This window comes from Asticcacaulis sp. P4_H10, from assembly GCF_056400965.1.
Map to the genome: position 1 here is coordinate 620,412 of NZ_JBFUKH010000001.1, position 19,776 is coordinate 640,187.

At 61.2% G+C, this 19,776-nt stretch carries 17 protein-coding genes; 12 read left to right on the plus strand and 5 right to left on the minus strand.

The window, feature by feature from the left end:
* The first annotated feature begins 23 nt into the window (after positions 1–23).
* Genes ada through alkB form a run of 3 tightly spaced genes read left to right on the plus strand, consistent with a single transcriptional unit; the run spans position 24 to position 2,408 of the window.
* Entirely contained in the window at positions 24–1,094 is a 1,071-nt protein-coding gene (gene ada, locus AC1DON_RS02765) for a bifunctional DNA-binding transcriptional regulator/O6-methylguanine-DNA methyltransferase Ada (RefSeq protein ID WP_476933196.1), read from the plus strand.
* Positions 1,091–1,783 (plus strand): 2OG-Fe(II) oxygenase, encoded by a 693-nt coding sequence (locus AC1DON_RS02770; protein WP_476933197.1) that lies wholly within the window; start codon positions 1,091–1,093, stop codon positions 1,781–1,783. The genes ada and AC1DON_RS02770 overlap by 4 nt, the downstream gene beginning before the upstream one ends.
* Positions 1,773–2,408, plus strand: a complete 636-nt coding sequence (alkB, locus tag AC1DON_RS02775; protein WP_476933198.1) for a DNA oxidative demethylase AlkB — start codon at positions 1,773–1,775, stop codon at positions 2,406–2,408. Before AC1DON_RS02770 ends, alkB begins: the two co-directional genes overlap by 11 nt.
* A gap of 23 nt (positions 2,409–2,431) precedes the next feature.
* On the opposite strand, the gene AC1DON_RS02780 is transcribed toward alkB, so the two are convergent.
* A complete protein-coding gene (locus tag AC1DON_RS02780; protein WP_476933199.1) occupies positions 2,432–2,905 on the minus strand; it encodes a response regulator in 474 nt (157 codons plus the stop codon).
* Between the two features lie 246 nt (positions 2,906–3,151).
* Between AC1DON_RS02780 and AC1DON_RS02785 the strand changes: the two genes are divergently transcribed.
* From AC1DON_RS02785 to AC1DON_RS02820, 8 genes are all read left to right on the plus strand, one after another.
* On the plus strand, positions 3,152–4,705 hold the full coding sequence (locus tag AC1DON_RS02785) for a sensor histidine kinase (protein WP_476933200.1): 1,554 nt from the start codon (positions 3,152–3,154) through the stop codon (positions 4,703–4,705).
* A 75-nt stretch (positions 4,706–4,780) separates the two neighbouring features.
* Complete coding sequence (locus AC1DON_RS02790; RefSeq protein WP_476933201.1) at positions 4,781–5,233, plus strand: response regulator; 453 nt, start codon at positions 4,781–4,783, stop codon at positions 5,231–5,233.
* A 141-nt stretch (positions 5,234–5,374) separates the two neighbouring features.
* Positions 5,375–5,818, plus strand: coding sequence for an SRPBCC family protein (locus AC1DON_RS02795; protein WP_476933202.1), 444 nt, complete (start codon positions 5,375–5,377; stop codon positions 5,816–5,818).
* Between the two features lie 152 nt (positions 5,819–5,970).
* Positions 5,971–8,049 carry a dipeptidyl-peptidase 5 gene (locus tag AC1DON_RS02800; protein ID WP_476933203.1) on the plus strand — a complete coding sequence of 693 codons (2,079 nt, stop codon included), beginning with the start codon at positions 5,971–5,973 and terminating at the stop codon, positions 8,047–8,049.
* Between the two features lie 3 nt (positions 8,050–8,052).
* On the plus strand, positions 8,053–8,976 hold the full coding sequence (gene bla / locus AC1DON_RS02805) for a class A beta-lactamase (protein ID WP_476933204.1): 924 nt from the start codon (positions 8,053–8,055) through the stop codon (positions 8,974–8,976).
* Positions 8,977–9,014: 38 nt separating this feature from the next.
* Complete coding sequence (locus AC1DON_RS02810) at positions 9,015–9,974, plus strand: glutaminase (protein ID WP_476933205.1); 960 nt, start codon at positions 9,015–9,017, stop codon at positions 9,972–9,974.
* 51 nt (positions 9,975–10,025) lie between these two features.
* Positions 10,026–11,156 carry a GDSL-type esterase/lipase family protein gene (locus AC1DON_RS02815; RefSeq protein ID WP_476933206.1) on the plus strand — a complete coding sequence of 377 codons (1,131 nt, stop codon included), beginning with the start codon at positions 10,026–10,028 and terminating at the stop codon, positions 11,154–11,156.
* On the plus strand, positions 11,153–12,388 hold the full coding sequence (locus AC1DON_RS02820; RefSeq protein WP_476933207.1) for an FAD-dependent oxidoreductase: 1,236 nt from the start codon (positions 11,153–11,155) through the stop codon (positions 12,386–12,388). Before AC1DON_RS02815 ends, AC1DON_RS02820 begins: the two co-directional genes overlap by 4 nt.
* On the opposite strand, the gene AC1DON_RS02825 is transcribed toward AC1DON_RS02820, so the two are convergent.
* Together AC1DON_RS02825 and AC1DON_RS02830 are read right to left on the minus strand one after the other, a co-directional pair.
* Positions 12,378–13,778, minus strand: a complete 1,401-nt coding sequence (locus AC1DON_RS02825; RefSeq protein WP_476933208.1) for a protein adenylyltransferase SelO family protein — start codon at positions 13,776–13,778, stop codon at positions 12,378–12,380. The two genes, AC1DON_RS02820 and AC1DON_RS02825, sit on opposite strands and share 11 nt — an antisense overlap.
* A gap of 4 nt (positions 13,779–13,782) precedes the next feature.
* Positions 13,783–14,124, minus strand: coding sequence for a hypothetical protein (locus AC1DON_RS02830; protein WP_476933209.1), 342 nt, complete (start codon positions 14,122–14,124; stop codon positions 13,783–13,785).
* Positions 14,125–14,645: 521 nt separating this feature from the next.
* On the opposite strand from AC1DON_RS02830, the gene AC1DON_RS02835 reads away from it, so the two are divergent.
* Positions 14,646–17,288, plus strand: a complete 2,643-nt coding sequence (locus AC1DON_RS02835) for a TonB-dependent receptor (protein ID WP_476933210.1) — start codon at positions 14,646–14,648, stop codon at positions 17,286–17,288.
* Between the two features lie 126 nt (positions 17,289–17,414).
* Here AC1DON_RS02835 and AC1DON_RS02840 read toward each other — a convergent pair whose 3' ends face one another.
* Positions 17,415–17,672, minus strand: coding sequence for a GlsB/YeaQ/YmgE family stress response membrane protein (locus AC1DON_RS02840; RefSeq protein WP_476933211.1), 258 nt, complete (start codon positions 17,670–17,672; stop codon positions 17,415–17,417).
* A 116-nt stretch (positions 17,673–17,788) separates the two neighbouring features.
* Positions 17,789–19,594, minus strand: coding sequence for a long-chain-acyl-CoA synthetase (locus tag AC1DON_RS02845; protein WP_476933212.1), 1,806 nt, complete (start codon positions 19,592–19,594; stop codon positions 17,789–17,791).
* Positions 19,595–19,776: the final 182 nt, after the last annotated feature.

The window sequence follows — 19,776 nt, forward strand, 5'->3', positions numbered from 1 at the left end:
TGTCAGATCAAGGAGAATATCCTATGTTAGAGACCATGACCGCCGTAACGCCCGACGCACGCATGCAGACTGTCCGTGATCGCGATGCGACCGCCGATGGCCGCTTTGTCTATGCCGTTGTCACGACAGGCGTTTTCTGCCGTCCGTCGTGCGGCGCGCGCACGCCCAAGCCGGAAAATGTTCGCTTCTATGCCGGACCTGAGGAAGCACGGGCGGGCGGTTTCCGCCCCTGCCTGCGCTGCAAGCCGGAACAGCCGCTGGGTAACGCCCAGGCCGAGATGATTGCCGGCGCCTGCCGCCATATCGAAACGGCCGAAAGCGAGCCGACGCTGGAACAACTGGCGGGGCGGGCGGGCCTCAGCCCGTTCCATTTCCACCGTGTCTTCAAAGCCGTGACGGGGCTTACGCCCAAGGCCTACGCCAAGGGCCACCGCGCCCGCCGCGTGCGTGAGGAATTGGCGGGCGAGGGGCGGGTGACAGATGCACTCTATGATGCCGGCTTCAATTCGAATGGCCGCTTTTATGAAGCGTCCAATGCGATCCTTGGCATGACACCGACGCGCTTCAAAAACGGCGGCGACGGCGCCGAGGTACGATTTGCCGTGGCAGAGACAAGCCTTGGCGCCATGCTGGTCGCGGAGAGCGACAAGGGCATCTGCGCCGTGGCGCTGGGCGATGACGCGGATATGCTGGTGCGCGAACTTCAGGACCGTTTTCCAAAGGCGCGGCTGATCGGCGGCGATGAAGGATTTGAGCGCCGTATCGCTGAGATCGTGAGTTTGATTGACCACCCGGAAAAGGCGCCAGAGAAGAGCCTTAACCTGCCGCTCGATATTCGTGGCACGGCCTTCCAGCAGAAGGTGTGGGCGGCGCTGCGGCGCATCCCGGCCGGCCAGACGCTGAGCTACGCTGAACTGGCCGAACGCATCGGCGATCCAAAAGCGGTACGTGCCGTCGCCGGCGCCTGCGCGGCGAACACCCTGGCGCTGCTGGTGCCGTGCCATCGCATTGTCCGCACCGACGGCGGGCTTAGCGGCTATCGTTGGGGCGCCGAGCGCAAGCGCATCCTCCTGCAACGCGAGGCCGGCCGATGAGTCTTGAAGACTGCGACTGGCTGGCGGTGGAGGCGGAGTTGAACGCGCAGGGTTGCGCCGTCCTGCCTGGGCTGATCGATCCGGACCAGTGCCACGACCTGAACAACACCTATGTCACCGGCGCGTTTCGCAGCCACATCCATATGGCGCGGCACGGCTTTGGCAGCGGCGACTACAAGTACTTTGCCTATCCGTTGCCGCCTCTTGTGGCGGAACTGCGGGCGGGGCTCTATCCGCCGCTGGCTGGGATTGCCGGGCGGTGGAATGCGCGGATGGGGATCGATGTCCGCTATCCCTTAAGCCACGCTGATTACCTGTCGCAATGCCATGCCGCCGGACAGCAACGGCCGACGCCGCTGATGCTCAACTACGGCCCGGGGGACTATAACTGCCTGCACCAGGACCTCTATGGCGACCTCGTCTTTCCGCTCCAGGTCGCCATCCTGCTGTCGCAGCCGGAAGAGGACTTCACCGGCGGCCAGTTCGTCCTGACCGAACAACGGCCGCGCATGCAGTCGCGCGCCGAGGTCGTGCCGCTGCAGCAGGGCGACGCCGTCGTCTTTGCCGTCCATCACCGGCCGGTGCGTGGGGCGAACGGCGATTATCGCGTCAATATGCGCCACGGTGTCAGCCGCATCCGGTCGGGTACGCGCCGGACGCTCGGGATTATCTTCCACGATGCCGCCTGAGCAACTGCCCCTGTTCACCGAGCCTGTGCCGGACGGGGTGGCGATCTTGCGCGGCGTCGCCCTGCCGCAGGCGGCGGCGATCCTGGCGGCGGTGGAACGGATTAGTGAACAGGCGCCGTTCCGCACAATGCAGGTGCCGGGCGGCGGCACCATGTCCGTCGCCATGACCAATTGCGGCACCGCCGGTTGGGTGACCGACCTCAACGGCTATCGCTATTCGACAATAGATCCGCTGACGGGGCAGGCATGGCCGAAGATGCCGGAGATCATCCGTGAGCTGGCTGTACGGACAGCCGATGTCGCCGGCTTTCCTGGTTTCTCGCCTGATGCCTGTCTGATCAATCGCTATGAACCCGGCGCGCGCATGGGCCTGCATCAGGACCGCGACGAAGCCGATCGGTCAGCCCCCATCGTCTCGGTGTCGCTGGGGCTGCCCGCGACCTTCCTGTTCGGCGGTCTCAAGCGCAATGACCCGCAGACACGGATCGCGCTGCATCATGGCGATGTCATCGTGTGGGGCGGACCGGCGCGCATGAACCATCACGGTATTTCGCCGCTGAAGGATGGCGTGCACCTTGAGCTGGGCCGCCAGAGACTCAACCTGACGATTCGCAGAGCGCTTTAGTCTTAATTGCGTTTGGGAAAGCGTCAGTTCAAAAATGCGGCCTTACCGTCCGGCGGCAACTGCATCAGACCAAACCAGTACTGCTCGATCTTGTTGACGATCTCGTCATAGGTATCGGTCGTCACCGGCTTGGTGATATAGCCGTTGGCGTGGCGATCATAGCAGATCGCGACATCCGAATCGGCACTCGAGCTGGACAGGATGATGACCGGGATCTGGCGCAGCTCGGGATCGGACTTCACCTCTTTCAGGAAATCCTTGCCATGCATATGCGGCAGGTTGAGGTCGAGCAGGATGATGTCGGGGCGCGGGGCGGTTTCATGCTCGCCCTGGCGGCGCAGGATGTTCAGGCCGGCTTCGCCGGTTTCGGCGATCGTGATTTCGTTGGCCAGGGTCGCGCGTTTGAAGGCCCGGCGGGTCAGGACGGCATCGCCGCGGTTGTCCTCGATCAGAAGAACCTGAGCCGCTCGCGATCTCTCGTTGACCTTCGTCATCATTACCCCGTCCTTCAGGACTGCCGCCACGTGGACGGTTCTGTTGTCATTCGGTATTTTTTCCTGATTTTACCCTGGCCCGCAAGTCCTTAATTCCCAACGAAGACGGGCGGAGATCACATGAAATTCATCTTCTACGCAGTGACGAAAAATGCATCATCTGGTACCTGAGGTTGTCTGGCGTGTGCGATAGTGGCAAATGCATTTTCATGGTAGGCATGCCGACTCGTCGGACCCGGGGATAGACCAATGACGGCCGCTCACGACATGGCGCATCACACCAGCTTCATGCCGCATGGCTACTGCTTCCTGTGGCAGCCGGACATATTGTGGCTGCACGTCATTTCCGACTCGATGATCGCGCTGGCCTATTTCTGCATCCCGTTCGCGCTGATCTATTTCGTGCGCAGGCGACCGGACCTGCCGTTCCCTCTGGTTTTTCTGCTGTTCGGGGCTTTTATCCTGCTGTGCGGGACGACTCACGTCATCAGCATCTGGACGTTGTGGCATCCGTCCTACTACACCGAAGGCGTGGTCAAGGCCTTGACGGCGCTGGCGTCTCTGGGGACACTGGTCATGACCATCCGTCTGTTGCCCAACATACTGGCCATACCGAGCCCGGACCAGTTGCGTGAGACGAATGCACAGTTGCAAGCCGCCAACACCAAACTGGAAAAATTGTACGCCGAAAGCCAGGAGCGTGGCCGCGTGCGGCTGCAGGCGATCGTCGACAATGTGCTCGATGGCATCATCACCATCAATGAGCGGGGGCAGGTTGAAAGTTATAACAGGGCCTGCGAAACGATCTTCGGCTATGCCGCCGACGAGGTCATCGGTCAGAACGTCAAGATGCTGATGCCCGAACCCTATCACAGCGGGCACGATGGTTATTTGTCGCACTACATGGGTACAGGCGAGGCACGCATCATCGGTACGGCGGGGCGCGAGGCGCAAGGGCGGCGCAAGGACGGTTCGGTTTTTCCGCTCGATCTGTCGATCAGCGCCTTTACGGTCGATGGTGTCCGGCATTTCTCCGGTATCGTGCGCGACATCACCAAGGCCAAACAGGCCGAAGAGGCGCGCGAACGTCTGCTGGCCCGGCTGACCGAGTCGAACACTGAACTGGAACGTTTCGCCTATGTCGCTTCGCACGACATGCAGGAACCCCTGCGCATGGTGCTGAACTTCAGCCAGATCATCGCCAAGGACTATGAGGACAGTCTCGATGAGGACGGCAAGGAATACCTCAAGATCGTCGGCGACAGTGCCCTGCGCATGCGCGAAATGGTTCACGACCTGCTGGAATACGCCCGGCTGGGCCGCGAAGGCGCGACCACGGTCGATGTCGACATGGCGGCCGAACTCGAGCACGTCAAAACCAATCTCGGCCAGCTCATCGCCGATACCGGGGCAATCGTGACTTCGGATCCGCTGCCCTTCATCCAGGGCAATGCCGTCCAGATCATGCGCCTGCTGCAGAACCTGATCAGCAATGCCATCAAATACCAGGCGCCCGGCAATACGCCGGTCATCCATGTCGGCGTGATTGCCGAACCTGGGCGCTGGCATTTCGTCATCCGCGATAACGGCCTGGGTATCGAGCCGGCCTTTATCGAGCAGGTCTTCGAGCCCTTCCGCCGCCTGCATACCTGGGAAGCGATCAAGGGAACGGGACTGGGCCTGGCGGTATGCAAGAAGATCGTCGAAAGCCATGGTGGCCGCATTTGGGCCGCCTCCGTCAAGGCCGGAGGCAGCGAGTTCCACATTGCACTTCCGCGCCCGACTGGATCGGAGTCTGCCTGAGTTTTGTTTTATCGCGATATTTAGCCGAAAATCGCTTACACTCTTTCTGCATATCGCGCCCTGGAGAGAGTCCACATGTCCAATATACTGATGGGGCGCAACCGCCCGGCGGAAATCCTGCTCGTCGAGGACAATCGCGGTGACGTGCTTTTGACGCGCAAGGCCTTTCAGTCAGCGCGGATCGAAAACCACCTGTCGGTGGCCGGAAGCGGCGAAGCGGCGCTCGAGGTCCTGCGTGACGAAGGGCAGGTCTTGCCGGACCTGATCCTGCTCGACCTCAACCTGCCGCGCATGAATGGCCGCGAGGTCTTGAATGCAATCAAGGACGATGCGCGCCTGCGGCATATTCCGGTAATCATCCTGTCGAGTTCCGCCGCCGAGCAGGATATCGCCCGCAGCTATGCGCTGCACGCCAGCGCCTATATCGTCAAGCCATTGGATCTCGACAGTTTCCGCACCGCCATATCGACCATCGAACAGTTCTTCTTTTTCCTCGTCGAATTGCCGGAGCATGCGCCGGTCGAATAGGCCGCCGCGGTTGACACTGTTTTTGCTTACCGCCTTTTATCGGGTCATGCCGGTGTGGCGTGGCCTTTGCCTGTCGCATTATTGTCTTGATGCCGGAGACGGTGAGGCATAGATTCACCGAATCTCAGGAGCTTTGTCTGGATGCCCATTGTCGTCGAACACGACATAGACCTGCCTCAGTCACCCCAGGAAGTTTTCGCTTTTCTGGACGATTTCAAGCGCGTACCGACGTGGTTGAAACGCTGTGAAGGCGTGGCCAAGCTGGGGCAGGGGCCAAACAAGGTCGGGGACAAGTTGCGCTATGCCTATTTCGAAGGCGGCAAGCACCGGATCATGGACGGGGTAATCTCGACCTACCAGCCCGACCGCCAACTAAGCTATCGTTATTACGACAAGATGATGCAGGCCTTCATCGACTTCCATCTTGAGCCGCAAGGTGCCGGTACGCGCCTGACCCACCGCGTCGAACTGGTGCCGAACTCCTTGCTGTGCAAGCTGCTCCTGCCGCTGTTCAAGGCCAAGCTGCCGAAGCAAACCAAGGAAGCGATGGCCGATCTGAAAGCCATTCTGGCGCAGCAAGCCTGAATATAGTTGTCCCTCCCCACAAGGGCGGCGGAATAGGTTGGTACGGCCTCCGCGACGGCCGGAATTTTCGCAAATTTGTAACACCCTGCCTCGACAAGCAAGCCAAAGGGCGCTTTAACAGTCGCATTGGTAACTAATTCGCAGGCCGCCGCATGCTTTCCCGAAACCTGAAATCCGTTCTTGCCGCCACACTTATTGGCTCGGCGTCTCTGCTGGCCCTGTCTGCAAGTGCGCAGACGGCCGCCCCCTTCACTTACAAGGACCTGGTGTCACTCGACCGGATCAGCGGGCTGAACGTCGATAGCACAGGCCTCTACGCCGTGTTCCAGGTGCGCGCCACCGATCTCGACAAGAACAAGGGCGTGAGCGCCATCTGGCTAAAGGACCTGTCCAAGCCCGCGACGGCCGAAATCAAGCTGGCTGCGTCCGAAGGCGGTGCAGTGTCGCCGAAGTTCAGTGCTGACAGCAAGACAATCTACTTCCTGTCGTCGCGTTCGGGCTCGACGCAGGTGTGGAAGACCGACCTGATGGGCGCCACGGCGACCCAGGTCACCAGGCTGCCGCTCGATGTCGGCTCCTACCTGCTGTCGCCGGACGGCAAGGGCATCGTCGTCTCGCTCGCCGTCTTCCCGGAGTGCAAGGGAAATGAGATCGACTGTACGGTCAGGACGAGCGCGGACAAAAAGGCGCAGAAGTCGACCGGCGTCATCTACGACAAGCTGTTCGTTCGTCACTGGGACGAATGGGCCGATGGCACGCGCAACCACCTCTTCTATGTCGGCTTCGATGGCGCAGCTCCCGTCTCGCTGACCGATGGTTACGACGGTGATGTGCCGTCAAAGCCCTTCGGCGATGAGGGCGAATACACGATCTCGGCCGATGCCAGGACCGTCTACTTCGCCGCGCGCGAAGCCGGCAAGACCGAACCATGGTCGACCAATTTCGACGTCTATTCGGCGCCGATGAGCGGGGGGGCGCTGACCAACCTGACCGACGGCAACGAAGCCTGGGATGCGATGCCGCGCTTGTCGCCCGACGGCAAAACCCTGGCTTACAAGGCGATGAAGCGTCCGGCCAATGAAGCCGATCGTTTCGATATCTTCCTGCGCGACCTGAAGACCGGCGCCGTGACGCCTCTGGCCGCCAACTGGGACCATACGGTCGATGAAATGACCTGGTCGAAGGATGGCAAGAGCCTGCTCGTCACCTCCGACGACATCGGCACCCACAAGCTGTTCCGCATAGACGTCAAGACCGGCAAGGTGATGGCTTTGTCAAAAGATGGCCATATCGACGGTTTCGCCGAGACTCCGCAAGGCATCGCCTTCCTCAAGAGCGGCTTGTCCGGCCCGTCGCAGCTCTACCTCGCCAATTCCAAAGCCATGTTCATTGACATGGGCGCGCGCAGCCTGACCGGAATCAATCCGGTGCTGAAAGAGCGCACCCTGGGTCAGTACGAGCAATTCAGCTTCAAGGGCTGGAATGACGAGACCGTCTACGGCTACGTCCTGAAGCCCGCCAATTATGAGGAGGGAAAGACTTATCCGGTCGCCTTTATCGTCCACGGCGGTCCGCAGTCGTCGTTCAGCGATGCCTGGTCCTATCGATGGAATCCGCAGGCCTTTGCCGGTGAAGGTTTCGCCGTGGTGTTCATCGATTTCCACGGCTCGCCGGGATACGGCCAGGCCTTTACCGACTCGATCTCGCAGCACTGGGGCGACCGGCCGCTCGAAGACCTGCAAAAGGGTTGGGCGCACGTGCTGGCCAATTACAAGTTCCTCGACGGCGATCGCGCCTGTGCGCTGGGCGCCTCCTACGGCGGCTATATGGTCAACTGGATCGCCGGCAACTGGAAGGAACCCTGGAAGTGCCTGGTCAATCATGACGGCATTTTCGACACTCGCACCATGGCTGAGGAAACCGAGGAACTGTGGTTCTCGGAGACCGAAAACGGCGGCGTGCCCTATGGCAATTCAGCCAGGATGGACACTTTCAACCCGGCGCTTCATGCCCAGAAATGGTCGAAACCGATGCTGGTCATCCACTCCGACAAAGACTATCGTGTCGTCCCGGGACAAGGGATCGCGACCTTCACAGCCTTGCAGCGCCAGGGCATTGAATCGAAATTCCTGCGGTTCACGGATGAGAATCACTGGGTGCTAAAGCCGCAGAACTCGCTGATGTGGCACGCCACGGTGTTTGACTGGGTCAAGACACATACGGAGAAGTAAGCCATGCTGTCGCGCAGGGGGATGATGCTTGGACTGGCCGGAGCCGGTTTGCTTGGCGGATGTTCGAAGGAGTTCGGCCAGGTCGTCGGTATTGGTCAGAAGGTGGCCGAAATCGTCCGGCGCCATGGCGGTCGCGTCGGCGTCAGCCTGACCTCGGGCACGGGCGAAGCCAATGGCAATTTCAACATCCAGTCGGACGAACGCTTCGCCATGTGTTCGGTCTTCAAATGGGTGTTGGCGGCGGCCATACTCCAGGCTGTCGATCAGGGCAAGCTGAAGGTCGCACAGGAGGTCAGCTACACCAAGACCGATCTGCTTGAATACGCGCCGGTTACGACCCAGCACGTCGCCAAGGGCAAGATGACGATCGGCGACCTGTGTTCGGCGGCAGTGGCGCTCAGCGACAATACGGCTGCCAACCTGCTGCTGCCGCTGGTAGGCGGACCCGCAGGTCTGACCGCTTTTGTGCGCGCCTTGGGCGACACCGTCACGCGCTTCGACCGCACCGAGCCGTCGCTGAACGATGTCCCGGAGAAGGACGAGCGCGACACGACGACGCCCGGCGCCATGACGCAACTGCTGAAGACGGTGTTCACCGGCACGGTGCTAAAACCCGCGAGCCTGTCGCTGCTCAAGGACTGGATGATCGCGACGACGACCGGCACGAACCGCATCCCAGCGGGTGTGCCGGCGGGCTATATCGTCGGCCACAAGACCGGCACGGCGTTTACGCACGCCAACGACGTCGCCGTCATCTGGCCGGCGGCGGACAAGCCGCCGATGTTCCTGTCGATCTTCACCACGGGCGGGACGCTTGACGCCGCCGGGCGCGACAAGGTCATCGCCGACCTTACGCGCGTCGTGTTTGAGACCCTGGCCTTCGTCGATGAGATGGACAAGAAGGAGTCTTCAAGCGCGTCGTCGTGACGCCTTGACAGACTCATGGCCAGCCGGTTTCTGAGGGCATGAAACAGGGCCTCTCCATCTCCGACGTGCTGGCGGAAGTCGCCATCATGGTCCAGCCGCATTTCGGCAAGGGACGCACCGCGCAATATATTCCGCAATTGGCTGAGGTCGATCCGCGCCGGTTTGGCATGGCGGTCTGTACTGTAAAGCGCTCAAGCAGCGCGAGCGGTAGCGCAATTGTAGGATTCGAGGAGTGCGTCATTGGCGACGCGGACGAACCGTTCTCGGCGCAGTCGATCACCAAGCTGTTTTCGCTGGGGCTGGCGCTCAATCGCTTTGGCGACGAGGTGTGGACTCGTGTCGGCAAGGAGCCGTCGGGCACGCCATTCAACTATCTGTCGCAGTTGGAGCACGAGGAGGGAATACCGCGTAACCCCTTTATCAATCCAGGCGCCCTGGCGGTCACCGACTGCCTTATGGACATCGCGCCCCAGTCGCAGTTTCTGGTGCGTGACTTCATGGGCATGCTGTCGGGCGCACAGCTCGAAATCGACGAAGCGGTCGCCAAGGGCGAGATCGCCACGGCACACAAGAACCGCGCCATTGCCAACCTGATGCGCGGCTTCGGCACTATCACCCATGAGGTCGAGGCGCTGATCTCGGCCTATTGCCATCAGTGCGCCATCGCCGTCACCTGCCGGCAACTGGCGCGCGCCGCACTTCCGCTGGCGGCTGGCGGGTTTTCGCCGCTGGTCGAAGAAACCATCTTTCCGCCACGCCTGACCCGGCGGTTGAACGCACTTCTGCTGACCTGCGGGACCTATGATTCTGTTGGCTCTTTCGCCTATCGCGTCGGGCTGCCGGCCAAGAGCGGTGTCGGCGGCGGTATTGTCGCCATCATTCCGGACACGGCGGCGATCGCGGTCTGGTCGCCGGAACTCGACCGTTTCGGCACCAGCGTCGTTGGGGGCTATGCGCTGGAATATTTCAGCCAGCTGACAAACTGTTCAGTTTTGTAGGCCTGGCAACCGTGTTATCCGGATACCTGTAAAAGATCAGGGGAGGGACGGATGCGTTACTTAGGCGCTCTGGCTGGGCTTGTGTTGTGGACTGGCGTAGCCGGGGCGCAGACCATAACGCCCGGCGCTCAGCTTCCGGCGAAACCTCAGGCACTCAAGCTCCACGTCACCGGCCGCGTGGCGGAAAACGCCATGTCCAGCGGTACCGCCTACGAACATCAGTGGCCCGGTGTCTATTTCGAAACGGCGTTTTCGGGAGACAAGATATTCCTGGCCTTCGATGACCCGCATAATGAATATCGCCTGCATATTGATGCGCTGGCGCCGATCTCGATCGACCGGCCAGGGACCGGCACCGTCGAAGTCTCGGGGCTGGCTAAGGGCAAACACAACGTGCGCATAGAAAAGGTCACTGAGAGCATCGAGAACCGGGCGGTGTTTAACGGCTTTTACCTGGCCAAGGGCGGCAAGGCGCTGCCGCTTGCCCGCCGCGCCCGCCAGATCGAGTTCATCGGTGATTCCGGCATGGTCGGTTATGGCAATCGCTCGACGACTGTCAAATGTACCCCGGAAGAGGTCCGCAAGCTGACCGACACGCAACAGGCCTGGCCTGTGCTGACCGCCAAGGCGTTCGGCGCCGACTATCAGGTCAACGCCATTTCTGGGCGCGGCGTTGTGCGCAATTACAACGGGACGACGCCGGGCTACACCATGTCCGACCTCTATCCCTTCACCTTCTTCGACAAGACGGTGCCCTATGCCTCGAAGGACTGGAACCCGCAGATCGTGGTCATCGCGCTCGGTGGCAACGATCTGACACCGCTGCAGCCGGGCGAGCCATGGACAACAACCGCTCAGTTGGAGACCGCCCTGGTTGCCGGCTATGGCCGCCTGGTCGTTGCTGTGCATCACCGCTATCCGTCAGCAGCCATCGTCATGCAGTGGCCAGGGCCAAGCGGCGATGCCGCCAGTGACCAGACCGTCGATGCCGGTCGCAAAAGCATCGAAGCGGCTGCCGCGGCTGCGGGCCTCAAAAAACTGGTATTCATGATGCCACCACAGGGTTTTACAGTGGATCTGACGGGGTGCGACTATCACGGCAGCCTTTCCGGCCATAAGACAGGTGCGGCGTGGGCCACGGACTGGCTGAAGGCGCGCCCGGACTTGTGGCAGGGTAAATGACCTATCGCATCGCGATTGCCGGCGCCGGCACGACTGGCCTGGCCCTGGCCGGATTTTTGCGCGCCGGCTGCCATGAGGTGTCGATCTTCGAGCGTTTCGACAAGGCGGCGCCCGTGGGGGCGGGTCTGCTAATCCAGCCAACCGGGCTGGCGGTTATCGCGCGGCTGGGCATCGACAAGGCGCTGATCGACCGCAGCGCGCGCATCAAGACATTGTATGGCAAGACCCATACCGGCCGGACGGTCTTCGACCTCAATTACGACATTCTGGGCAAGCACATCTTTGGCTTAGGCGTGCATCGCGCCAGCCTGTTTCAGGTGCTGCACGATCATGCCATCGCAACCGGTGCCACCCTGCATACGGGTTGCGAAGCCTCCGAAGTCGTGACGCATCCCGACGGGCTGATGTCGCTGAAGGTCGCGAACGGTGACGATTTCGGGCCTTTCGATCTCATTGTCGATTGCACCGGCCGTCATTCGAAACTGGCCGAGCGCCATGCCCACATCCATACCAACAAACCCTATCCGTACGGTGCGCTGTGGGGCGTGTGCCGCGATCCGGGCCAGGTCTTCGGCCAGGGCGGGCTGCAGCAGCGCTACGATGCCGCGCGCGTTATGATCGGCACCCTGGCCATCGGCAAGCGCCCAGGCGAGGATGACGATCATATCGCCTTTTTCTGGAGCCTGCCGCGCCGCGATCTCGAAGCCGTGCGCGCCGGCGGTATCGATGCCTGGAAGGAACGCGTCACTGGCTACTGGCCGGAAATGGCGCCGTTTGTCGACCAGATGACCGATTTCAGCGACCTGACCTGGGCCGAATATGGCCACAAGGCCCTAAGCTTGCGCGTCCAGGGCCGGCTGGTTTTTGCCGGTGACGCCGCCCACGCCATGAGCCCGCAACTGGGGCAGGGCGCCAATCTCGGCCTGATCGACGCCTGCGTGCTGGGCGAGGCCATCAACCGCAACGCCCGGATTGACGACGCTTTGGTCGAATATCAGCGCGTCCGCAAGAACCATCTTGGCTTTTATCATCACGCCAGCATGTGGATGACGCCCTTCTTCCAGGGCGACGGCATTATCGAGCCCTTCCTGCGCGATACGCTGTTCGGGCCGATGTGCTATATGCCGTGGACGAAGGACGAGATGATGCGGACGCTTGCCGGCATGAAGACCGGCCTGTTCAGCCATATCGATCCGGGCCACTGGCACCAGGATTATCAAATCAGGCGCTGAAGCCCAGCGCCTGACGGTAGGTCTCGATCGCTGACAGCTTGTCGTAAAGCCGCTGCCAATCATCGGCTTCAGCAATGCGTGCCCAGATGGCTTCGATCTCGTCGATCAGCAGGGTTTCCGGCTCAGGCTGTGACAGGCGCGGGAGGTCGAGTTTCGCAGCGTCGGCGGTGGTGTAACCGTCGAGTACGGCGCGGAAGGCGTCAAAAGCCTCACCGCTATAGGACTGCGCACGCACGCCGTTCATCGCGAACGCCTCGCGCGCTGCGCCGCCGAACCAGTCGTAGAACAGTGCCTCGAAACTGCCATCAAAGGTGACGGTTTTCAGGAAATCAAAGATTGCGGCGGCAAGCTGCGTGTTGTCGGCCTGCGGCGTGAGGTTCAGACGCGCGCAGAAGGCCAAGCCCAGTTCTCCACGAAAACGCGTGTCGAACTGCCGCAATGATTCGGTCAGCCGCTCGGACGGGCAGATCAGGGTCAGGCACGAACCCAGCCGCGCCAGGTTCCAGCCGACCGCGTCGGGCTGTCGGCCATAGGCGTAGAGACCCCACTGGTCGAAATAGGCGGCGGTGAAGTCCGGATCGTAGCGCGGCAAAAAGCGGTACGGGCCGTAGTCGAAACTTTCGCCCGTGATATTCATATTGTCGGTGTTGAGCACGCCGTGGACAAAGCCGGCCGCCATCCACCGCGCTGCCAGCCGTGCCGAGGTTGACACCGCTGCGTCGAACACACCGGCAGCGCCATCGGCATCGGGATAGTAGTTGGCGATGATGAAGTCGATCAGCGCCGCCATCGTCTCGGTGTCGCTGAGATAGGCCAGGCGTTCGAAGGTGCCGAAGCGGATATGGCTGTGGTTCAGGCGGACAAGGACCGACGACCGCGTCGGCGACGGCTCGTCGCCGCGCACCAATTGTTCACCGGTCTCGATCAGCGAAAAGCTTTTTGAGGTTGGTACGCCGAGCGCTTCGAGCATGGCGGTCGCCAGTACTTCGCGTACCCCGCCCTTCAGCGTCAGCCGGCCGTCGCCGCCACGCGACCACGGCGTCTTGCCCGAGCCTTTCGTGCCGAGGTCGAGCAGGCGGTCGCGATCATCGAGCATCTGCGCAAACAGGAAGCCGCGCCCGTCGCCGAGGTCGGGATTGTACTGGCGGAACTGGTGGCCGTGATAGCGCAAGGCCAGAGGCGCCGGCTGGTTCTCTGGCAGGGCTTCGAATCGGCCGAAGTGCCGGGTCCAGTCGCTATCGGACAGGTGCGCCAGGCCGACCGTTTTCGCCGCGCGGTCATTACGGTAGCGCAGGATCGTTTCCGGGAAATCCGCCGCCGTGACGACGTCGTGTATGGCAAGCCCGCTATCCAGCAGGCGGGGGGACGGCTGATAAACACTCACTTGCAAGCTTTCATTGGCAGGCCTTTACCTTGTTCCAGGCATCAAGGCTGTACGGCTTGCCGGACGCGCGCGACACCTTGGTTTCGACCAGATAGGCCTTACCGCCCTCAGCCACGCGCATGCAGATAATGAAATGCAGGTTGGCGGTCGCCGCCTGCTGCGCCTTCAGGATCGTCTTTATCTCGACCTCTTTGGTCGTCGCCGCGAACCTGGCCGCAGCAATCACGCCCGTGCTGGTGACCGGCACGGGGCCGTAGGAGGTGTTGAAGGCCGTCGTGGCCATGGCGCCCGGCGCGAAAAGCCCCAATAGCAACCCGGCAATGGCGACCGTTGCTGTTTTGCTCAACCGCATGTGACACTCTCTCCGTTTATGGGCCTTGTGAACGGTCATGGCGGCGCCTGCAAGTGCGAAGCCCCGTCAAGTGCCGGAAAGTTGACCCTAGGTGTGTGGCTTTTATGCGCCACAGTCACAGGATTGTCAGTGGACAGGAAGCATTCGAAGGCCGGAAATTTCGTTAAGGCAGGGTTCAAAGGGCGTGTGCCGTTACGTCAAATTGTAATCAAGTGAGCAAGTGCAATATAAACTGCGAACGAAAACGGTTGTTATGCGGATACGCAAGTATTGGTTTTCCCCTGTTGGAATGCGAAATAGCTTCGTAACCGCGTTTTTTTACCGCGATCGCGTAAGTATTGACCCTACGTAAACTATTGCATTGCAGTGTAGCCGGAGACCAATTTGTTTCCGTGCGCGTAATGTGTTAGTCAAATGAGTAATCGGATGCGGCTCTAGATGCGGTTTCCGCTTACCGGACGCAGATCCGGCAGTAACAAAAAATGTTCAAAGCAGAGATGAAATTGCCCAAAGGGAACGCCATGCAAAACGCCACCACTTTACTGAAGTATCGCCATCTGATGGCAGGCGCCGCCGGCGCCGCGCTTCTGGCCGGTCTTCCCGCGATCGGGTTCGCCCAGGATGCGCCTGCGGCCGATGAAGGGACCATTATCGTCACTGCCCAGAAGCGCGAGCAAAAGCTGCAGGATGTGCCGATCGTCGTCACGACCCTGTCGGCCAAGCTGCTTCAGGATGCCGGCGTGCGCGACATCAAGGACATGCAGATCCTGACGCCGGGCCTGACCGTCACCTCGACCCAGAACGAAAGCCTGACGACCGCCCGTATCCGCGGCGTCGGTACAGTCGGTGACAACCCCTCGATGGAATCCTCGGTTGGCGTGGTGATCGACGGCGTCTATCGCCCGCGTAACGGCGTCGGCTTCGGCGACCTCGGCGAAATGGAACGCATCGAAGTTCTAAAGGGCCCGCAAGGCACGCTGTTCGGCAAGAACACGTCAGCCGGCGTCATCAACATCATCACCAAGAAGCCCGCCTTCACCTTCGGCGCCGATGGCGAAGCGACCTTCGGCAACTACGGTCAGCAGGGCTACGCCGCCTCGGTTACCGGCCCGCTGGTCGACGACCTGATCGCCGGCCGCCTCTATGTCGCCAGCCGCAAGCGCGACGGCTTCATGAACGTCAATACCGGCGTCGGCCCGCGTACGATGAAGGACGACGGCACGCAGGACTTCTCGACCATCCGTGGTCAGCTGCTGTTCACGCCGACGGACCTGATCGACATCCGCCTGATCGGCGACTACAGCCACCGCAATGAATACTGCTGTACAGCCGTCCAGATCCGTACAGGTCCGACGGCTACGGCCATCAACACCCTGGCCGGTGGCAACGGTGTCGCCACGACACCGAACCCGGAAGCCCGCATCGCCTATGCCAACCGCGACACGCACCAGGTTATCCGCGATGGCGGCTTCTCGGTTGAAACCAATGTCAAGCTGCCGGACCTGTGGGACTCGCAACTGACCCTGATCAGCGCCGCGCGCGACTGGAAGTCGACCAACGGCCAGGACATCGATTATACCGGTGCTGACATCCTTTATCGCCGCGACAATGGCGACTTCGACGCCCGCTTCAAGACCTTCAGCCAGGAAGTCCGCCTGGCCGGCGCGACCGAGAACGTCAACTGGCTGGTCGGCGCCTTCTACGTCAAGGAAGACCTGAACCGTCACGACTCCTACGTCTACGGTTCGCACTACGAACCCTATCTCAGCCTGCTGATCTCCAGCCAGTTGAACGCTATCAATCCGGCGATCACGCCCAGCGCGACCTTCCTGCCGAACATGACCGGCCGCGCGTTTGGCACCAACTTCAAGGCGGGGGAGGGCGCGCGCGACTTCTACACCCAGACCGACGAATCGATCGCCCTCTTCACCAACAATTCGTGGCGGATCCAATCGCTCGAATTCACCCTGGGCCTGCGCTACACCCAGGAAAAGAAGAGCATGACGGCCTTCTACACCAACAGCGACAACGGCGCTGGCTGCGGCGCGGCCCTGACCAAGTATCAGCAAACCGGCGCGCTCTACGCCGCTGCCGTGGCCGCCAATCCGACCAACCCGACGGCCGCCGCCGGCCAGGCCCTGGCCAATGGCGCCAATCCGATCTGGCTGGGCGCCATCCGCGCGGGCGGCACGACGGCACAGACCCTGGCGGGCGCATTCTGTCCGTTCTGGGCTAACCCGGCCTTCAACAACCGTTCAGTCGCCGACAGTAACAGCGATGGCGACCTGTCCGGTACGTTCAAGGCGGCGTGGCACGTCAATGCCAACACCATGACCTATGCGTCGTACGCAAAGGGTTATAAGGCGGGCGGCTTCAACCTCGACCGCGCCCAGACCGGCGTCACACCCGATGCTGACCTGTGGTTCCCGCCGGAAACGGTCGACAGCTACGAACTGGGTCTGAAAACCACCCTGTTCGACGGCGCCCTGCAACTGAACACAGCCCTGTTCGACCAGAAGTTCCAGAACTTCCAGCTCAACACATTCCTCGGCACGGCCTTCGTTGTTGAATCGATACCGGTGCTGGAATCGAAGGGCTTTGACGCCGACGTCTACTGGCGTACGCCGATTACCGGCCTGACCTTCCAGGGCGGCGTCACCTACACCGACACCAAGTACGGCAAGTTCACGGCCGCGGATCTGATCAACCCAAGCCACTTCCCCGGCCTGTCGCTGCTGCCGGGCGCGCAGATGTCGTTCGCTCCCAAGTGGAGCAGCACGGCAGCCCTGTCGTGGGGTGGAAACGTCGGCGACCTGCGCATCGGCGCCAACCTGTCGGCCAAGTACTCGTCGGAATACAATACCGGTTCGGATCTGATCCCGTTCAAGGAACAGGACGCCTACACCATAGTCAACGGCCGCCTCTCGATCGGTTCGGCCGACCGCCGCTGGTCGGTTGAACTGTGGGGCCAGAACCTGACCGACGAAACCTATAAGCAGGTCGTCCTGAATGCCCCGCTGCAAGGTACCGGCTTCCAGCAGACCGTCCAGTCGGGCGGCTCGCATCCCGGCACCTATTACAACCAGGCAGCCGACAGCAACACCTATGACGCCTTCCTCGGCGCGCCGAAGACCTACGGTGTGACGCTGCGGGTGCGGTACTAAGCGATTTCGGATCGAAAGCGCAGCAAAAGGATTAAGAAGAAGGCGGCACTTTGGTCGCCCGGAGCTATTAAAATAAAAGCGGCGGAGGTTTCCCTCCGCCGCTTTTTTATCTTTATGTGCTGGCGTTTAAACCCGGCGGCCCTTGAAGGCCCGGCCAATCGCGATGAGCAGGCAGGCACCGACCACGCCGGCAATCAGGTAACCGACGATGCCGCCAAGCTGAACGCCGATCATGGCCAGAACGGCGTTGGCGATCAGGGCGCCGAGGATACCCATGACGATGTTCATCAACAGGCCCTGTTCAGAGCGCATGAATTGTTCGGCGATCCAGCCGGCGAGTGCGCCGACGATAATGGCTGCCAGCCAACCAACTTGAAGTTCCATAAGACTATCTCCATCCATGCCCGCTCCGTGCGGGATGAATTAACGATAGCAAAGGCCCTGCGCGGTTTTGGATAGGGTTCGCGGCTGCAGGATGCAAGCTTTTGGCAAAAAAGGCTTTATAACCTGAGTTGCCCACTCGTGATCTGGACGGTCATGTCCGGCGTCACTGGCACATACGCATCATTGCACAGGATATAGAGCGGATCGGTGATGACGCTGAGGTCATAGCCAGCCTTGATCAGGTCCATCTTCTTGTACTTGAAGGTGCCGGTCGTCTCGACCTCCTGCAGCAGGCGGACAAAGCGCGGCCGGGCATAGCCCGGCAGCTTTGAGTCGACATGGTCCTTGAACAGCTTGAGGTCAAAGCCGTCGCGCGTGATCAGCGACACCATGCCGGCCTTGCCGTCGTGATGCGGGACGGGAATGCCATAGACAATGGCCTCCTCGACACCGGGCGCCGAAGCGCAATATTCGGCAACTTCGGATGTCGAGACGTTTTCGCCTTTCCAGCGGAAGGTGTCGCCAATGCGATCGACGAAATAGAGGTAGCCCTGTTTGTCCTGGCGCATCAGGTCGCCGGTGCGGAACCACTGGTCGCCTGTCTTGAAGACGTCGGTCAGGACCTTTTTCTGCGAGGCGGCCTTGTCGGCATAGCCGGAATAGGCGTGGCGCGCATCATGGCCGATATGGCCGATGGCCTCGCCGATATCGCCCGGCCGGCATTCGATGCACAGGCCGTTCGGACCGCGCACCGGCATTTCGCTCTCGAAGTCGAACTGCACCAGGCGGACATTGAACTTGTTGCGCAGGATGCGTGGCACGCGGGCAATGGCGCCGGAGCGGCCATCGAGATTGAACAGTGACACATTGCCTTCGGTCGAACCGTAGAATTCGAGCACATCCGGAATCTTGAAGCGCGCTTTGAACTGGTCCCAGACTTCGGGCCGCATGCCGTTGCCGAACGCCATACGCACCTTGTGCTTGCGCTCGTCCTCGGGATTGGGAGCCGGGGGTGAGTTGACGAGATAGCGGCAAAGCTCGCCGATATAGACGATATGCGTGACGCCCTGCAGGCGGATATCGCTCCAGAACTGGCTGGCCGAAAATCTGCGCTTGAGCACGATGGCGCCGCCGTTCAGCAAGGCCGCGCCCGTGGCGCACAGGCCGCCGGTGGCGTGATAGAGCGGCAGGACGCAATAGACGCGGTCACCGGGCGCCATCTTGGTCAGGCCGGCGAAGGCCTTCATGTAGAGCTGGGCGCGGGCGTTGGAGATCTTGGCGGCCTTTGGCAGGCCTGTCGTGCCGGACGTATAGATGTAGAGCGCGGTCGATGAGGCCTTCAGTTCGGCGCGCGGCGCACGATCAGGACGGACCGTTGACACGCCCTTGATGGCCGCATCCAGGCTGCGGCAGTCCTCGGTCTCCTGTTCGCGCGGCAGGTCCAGTACCCACAGCGCCTGAAAGCGCTCGATCTGGGACTCGACCTCCATGAAGCACGGCATGGTCGTCAGGTCGACCAGGGTCAGTGAGGCCATTGAGATGTTGAGGCAGTGGACCAGGCCCTTGCCCGTCAGCGAATTGTTGATCAGGGCTGTGACGACGCCGATCTTGTTCATTCCGATCCAGATGGCCAGGTATTCCATCCGGTTCGGCATGAACAGGGCGACGGTGTCGCCGGACTTCAGGCCGCGCTGGCGGCCCCAGTGGGCATAACGATTCGCCAGGACGTCGAGCTGCTGATAGGTCAGGCTCTTGCCTTCGAAGATCACGGCGGTTTGCGTCGGCCACTGATCGGCGGCGTGTTCGAAGTCGTCGCAGACCAGATTGGGCGAATCGGGATTGACGCTGCGGATGCGGCGGAGAATCCGCAGCAGACGGGTCATGAAGGTGGCGTCACGCCTGATATTGCCGATGAAACCCATCCGCCGGTTCGCTCCCCTGTGAGGCCTGCTTGGCTGTGCCGCGAATCTACAACCGAATCATTACAGCCTAACTCTCAAAAAGCCGTGAATCGGTGTTTTTTTAAGGCATTGGTTTACGCATACGCTAGGGAATGCGCCACTTGCCATACAGAGGTTAAACCTGATAACAGGCGGTCCTGAAC

Bases quoted from the DNA above. Each gene is read 5' to 3' on its own strand.
- AC1DON_RS02830 (WP_476933209.1), bottom strand. From the start codon at position 14,124: ATGCGGTTGAGCAAAACAGCAACGGTCGCCATTGCCGGGTTGCTATTG.
- AC1DON_RS02840 (WP_476933211.1), bottom strand. From the start codon at position 17,672: ATGGAACTTCAAGTTGGTTGGCTGGCAGCCATTATCGTCGGCGCACTC.
- AC1DON_RS02800 (WP_476933203.1), top strand. From the start codon at position 5,971: ATGCTTTCCCGAAACCTGAAATCCGTTCTTGCCGCCACACTTATTGGC.
- AC1DON_RS02780 (WP_476933199.1), bottom strand. From the start codon at position 2,905: ATGATGACGAAGGTCAACGAGAGATCGCGAGCGGCTCAGGTTCTTCTG.
- AC1DON_RS02820 (WP_476933207.1), top strand. From the start codon at position 11,153: ATGACCTATCGCATCGCGATTGCCGGCGCCGGCACGACTGGCCTGGCC.
- ada (WP_476933196.1), top strand. From the start codon at position 24: ATGTTAGAGACCATGACCGCCGTAACGCCCGACGCACGCATGCAGACT.
- bla (WP_476933204.1), top strand. From the start codon at position 8,053: ATGCTGTCGCGCAGGGGGATGATGCTTGGACTGGCCGGAGCCGGTTTG.
- AC1DON_RS02835 (WP_476933210.1), top strand. From the start codon at position 14,646: ATGCAAAACGCCACCACTTTACTGAAGTATCGCCATCTGATGGCAGGC.
- alkB (WP_476933198.1), top strand. From the start codon at position 1,773: ATGCCGCCTGAGCAACTGCCCCTGTTCACCGAGCCTGTGCCGGACGGG.
- AC1DON_RS02790 (WP_476933201.1), top strand. From the start codon at position 4,781: ATGTCCAATATACTGATGGGGCGCAACCGCCCGGCGGAAATCCTGCTC.
- AC1DON_RS02795 (WP_476933202.1), top strand. From the start codon at position 5,375: ATGCCCATTGTCGTCGAACACGACATAGACCTGCCTCAGTCACCCCAG.
- AC1DON_RS02785 (WP_476933200.1), top strand. From the start codon at position 3,152: ATGACGGCCGCTCACGACATGGCGCATCACACCAGCTTCATGCCGCAT.
- AC1DON_RS02815 (WP_476933206.1), top strand. From the start codon at position 10,026: ATGCGTTACTTAGGCGCTCTGGCTGGGCTTGTGTTGTGGACTGGCGTA.
- AC1DON_RS02770 (WP_476933197.1), top strand. From the start codon at position 1,091: ATGAGTCTTGAAGACTGCGACTGGCTGGCGGTGGAGGCGGAGTTGAAC.
- AC1DON_RS02810 (WP_476933205.1), top strand. From the start codon at position 9,015: ATGAAACAGGGCCTCTCCATCTCCGACGTGCTGGCGGAAGTCGCCATC.
- AC1DON_RS02845 (WP_476933212.1), bottom strand. From the start codon at position 19,594: ATGGGTTTCATCGGCAATATCAGGCGTGACGCCACCTTCATGACCCGT.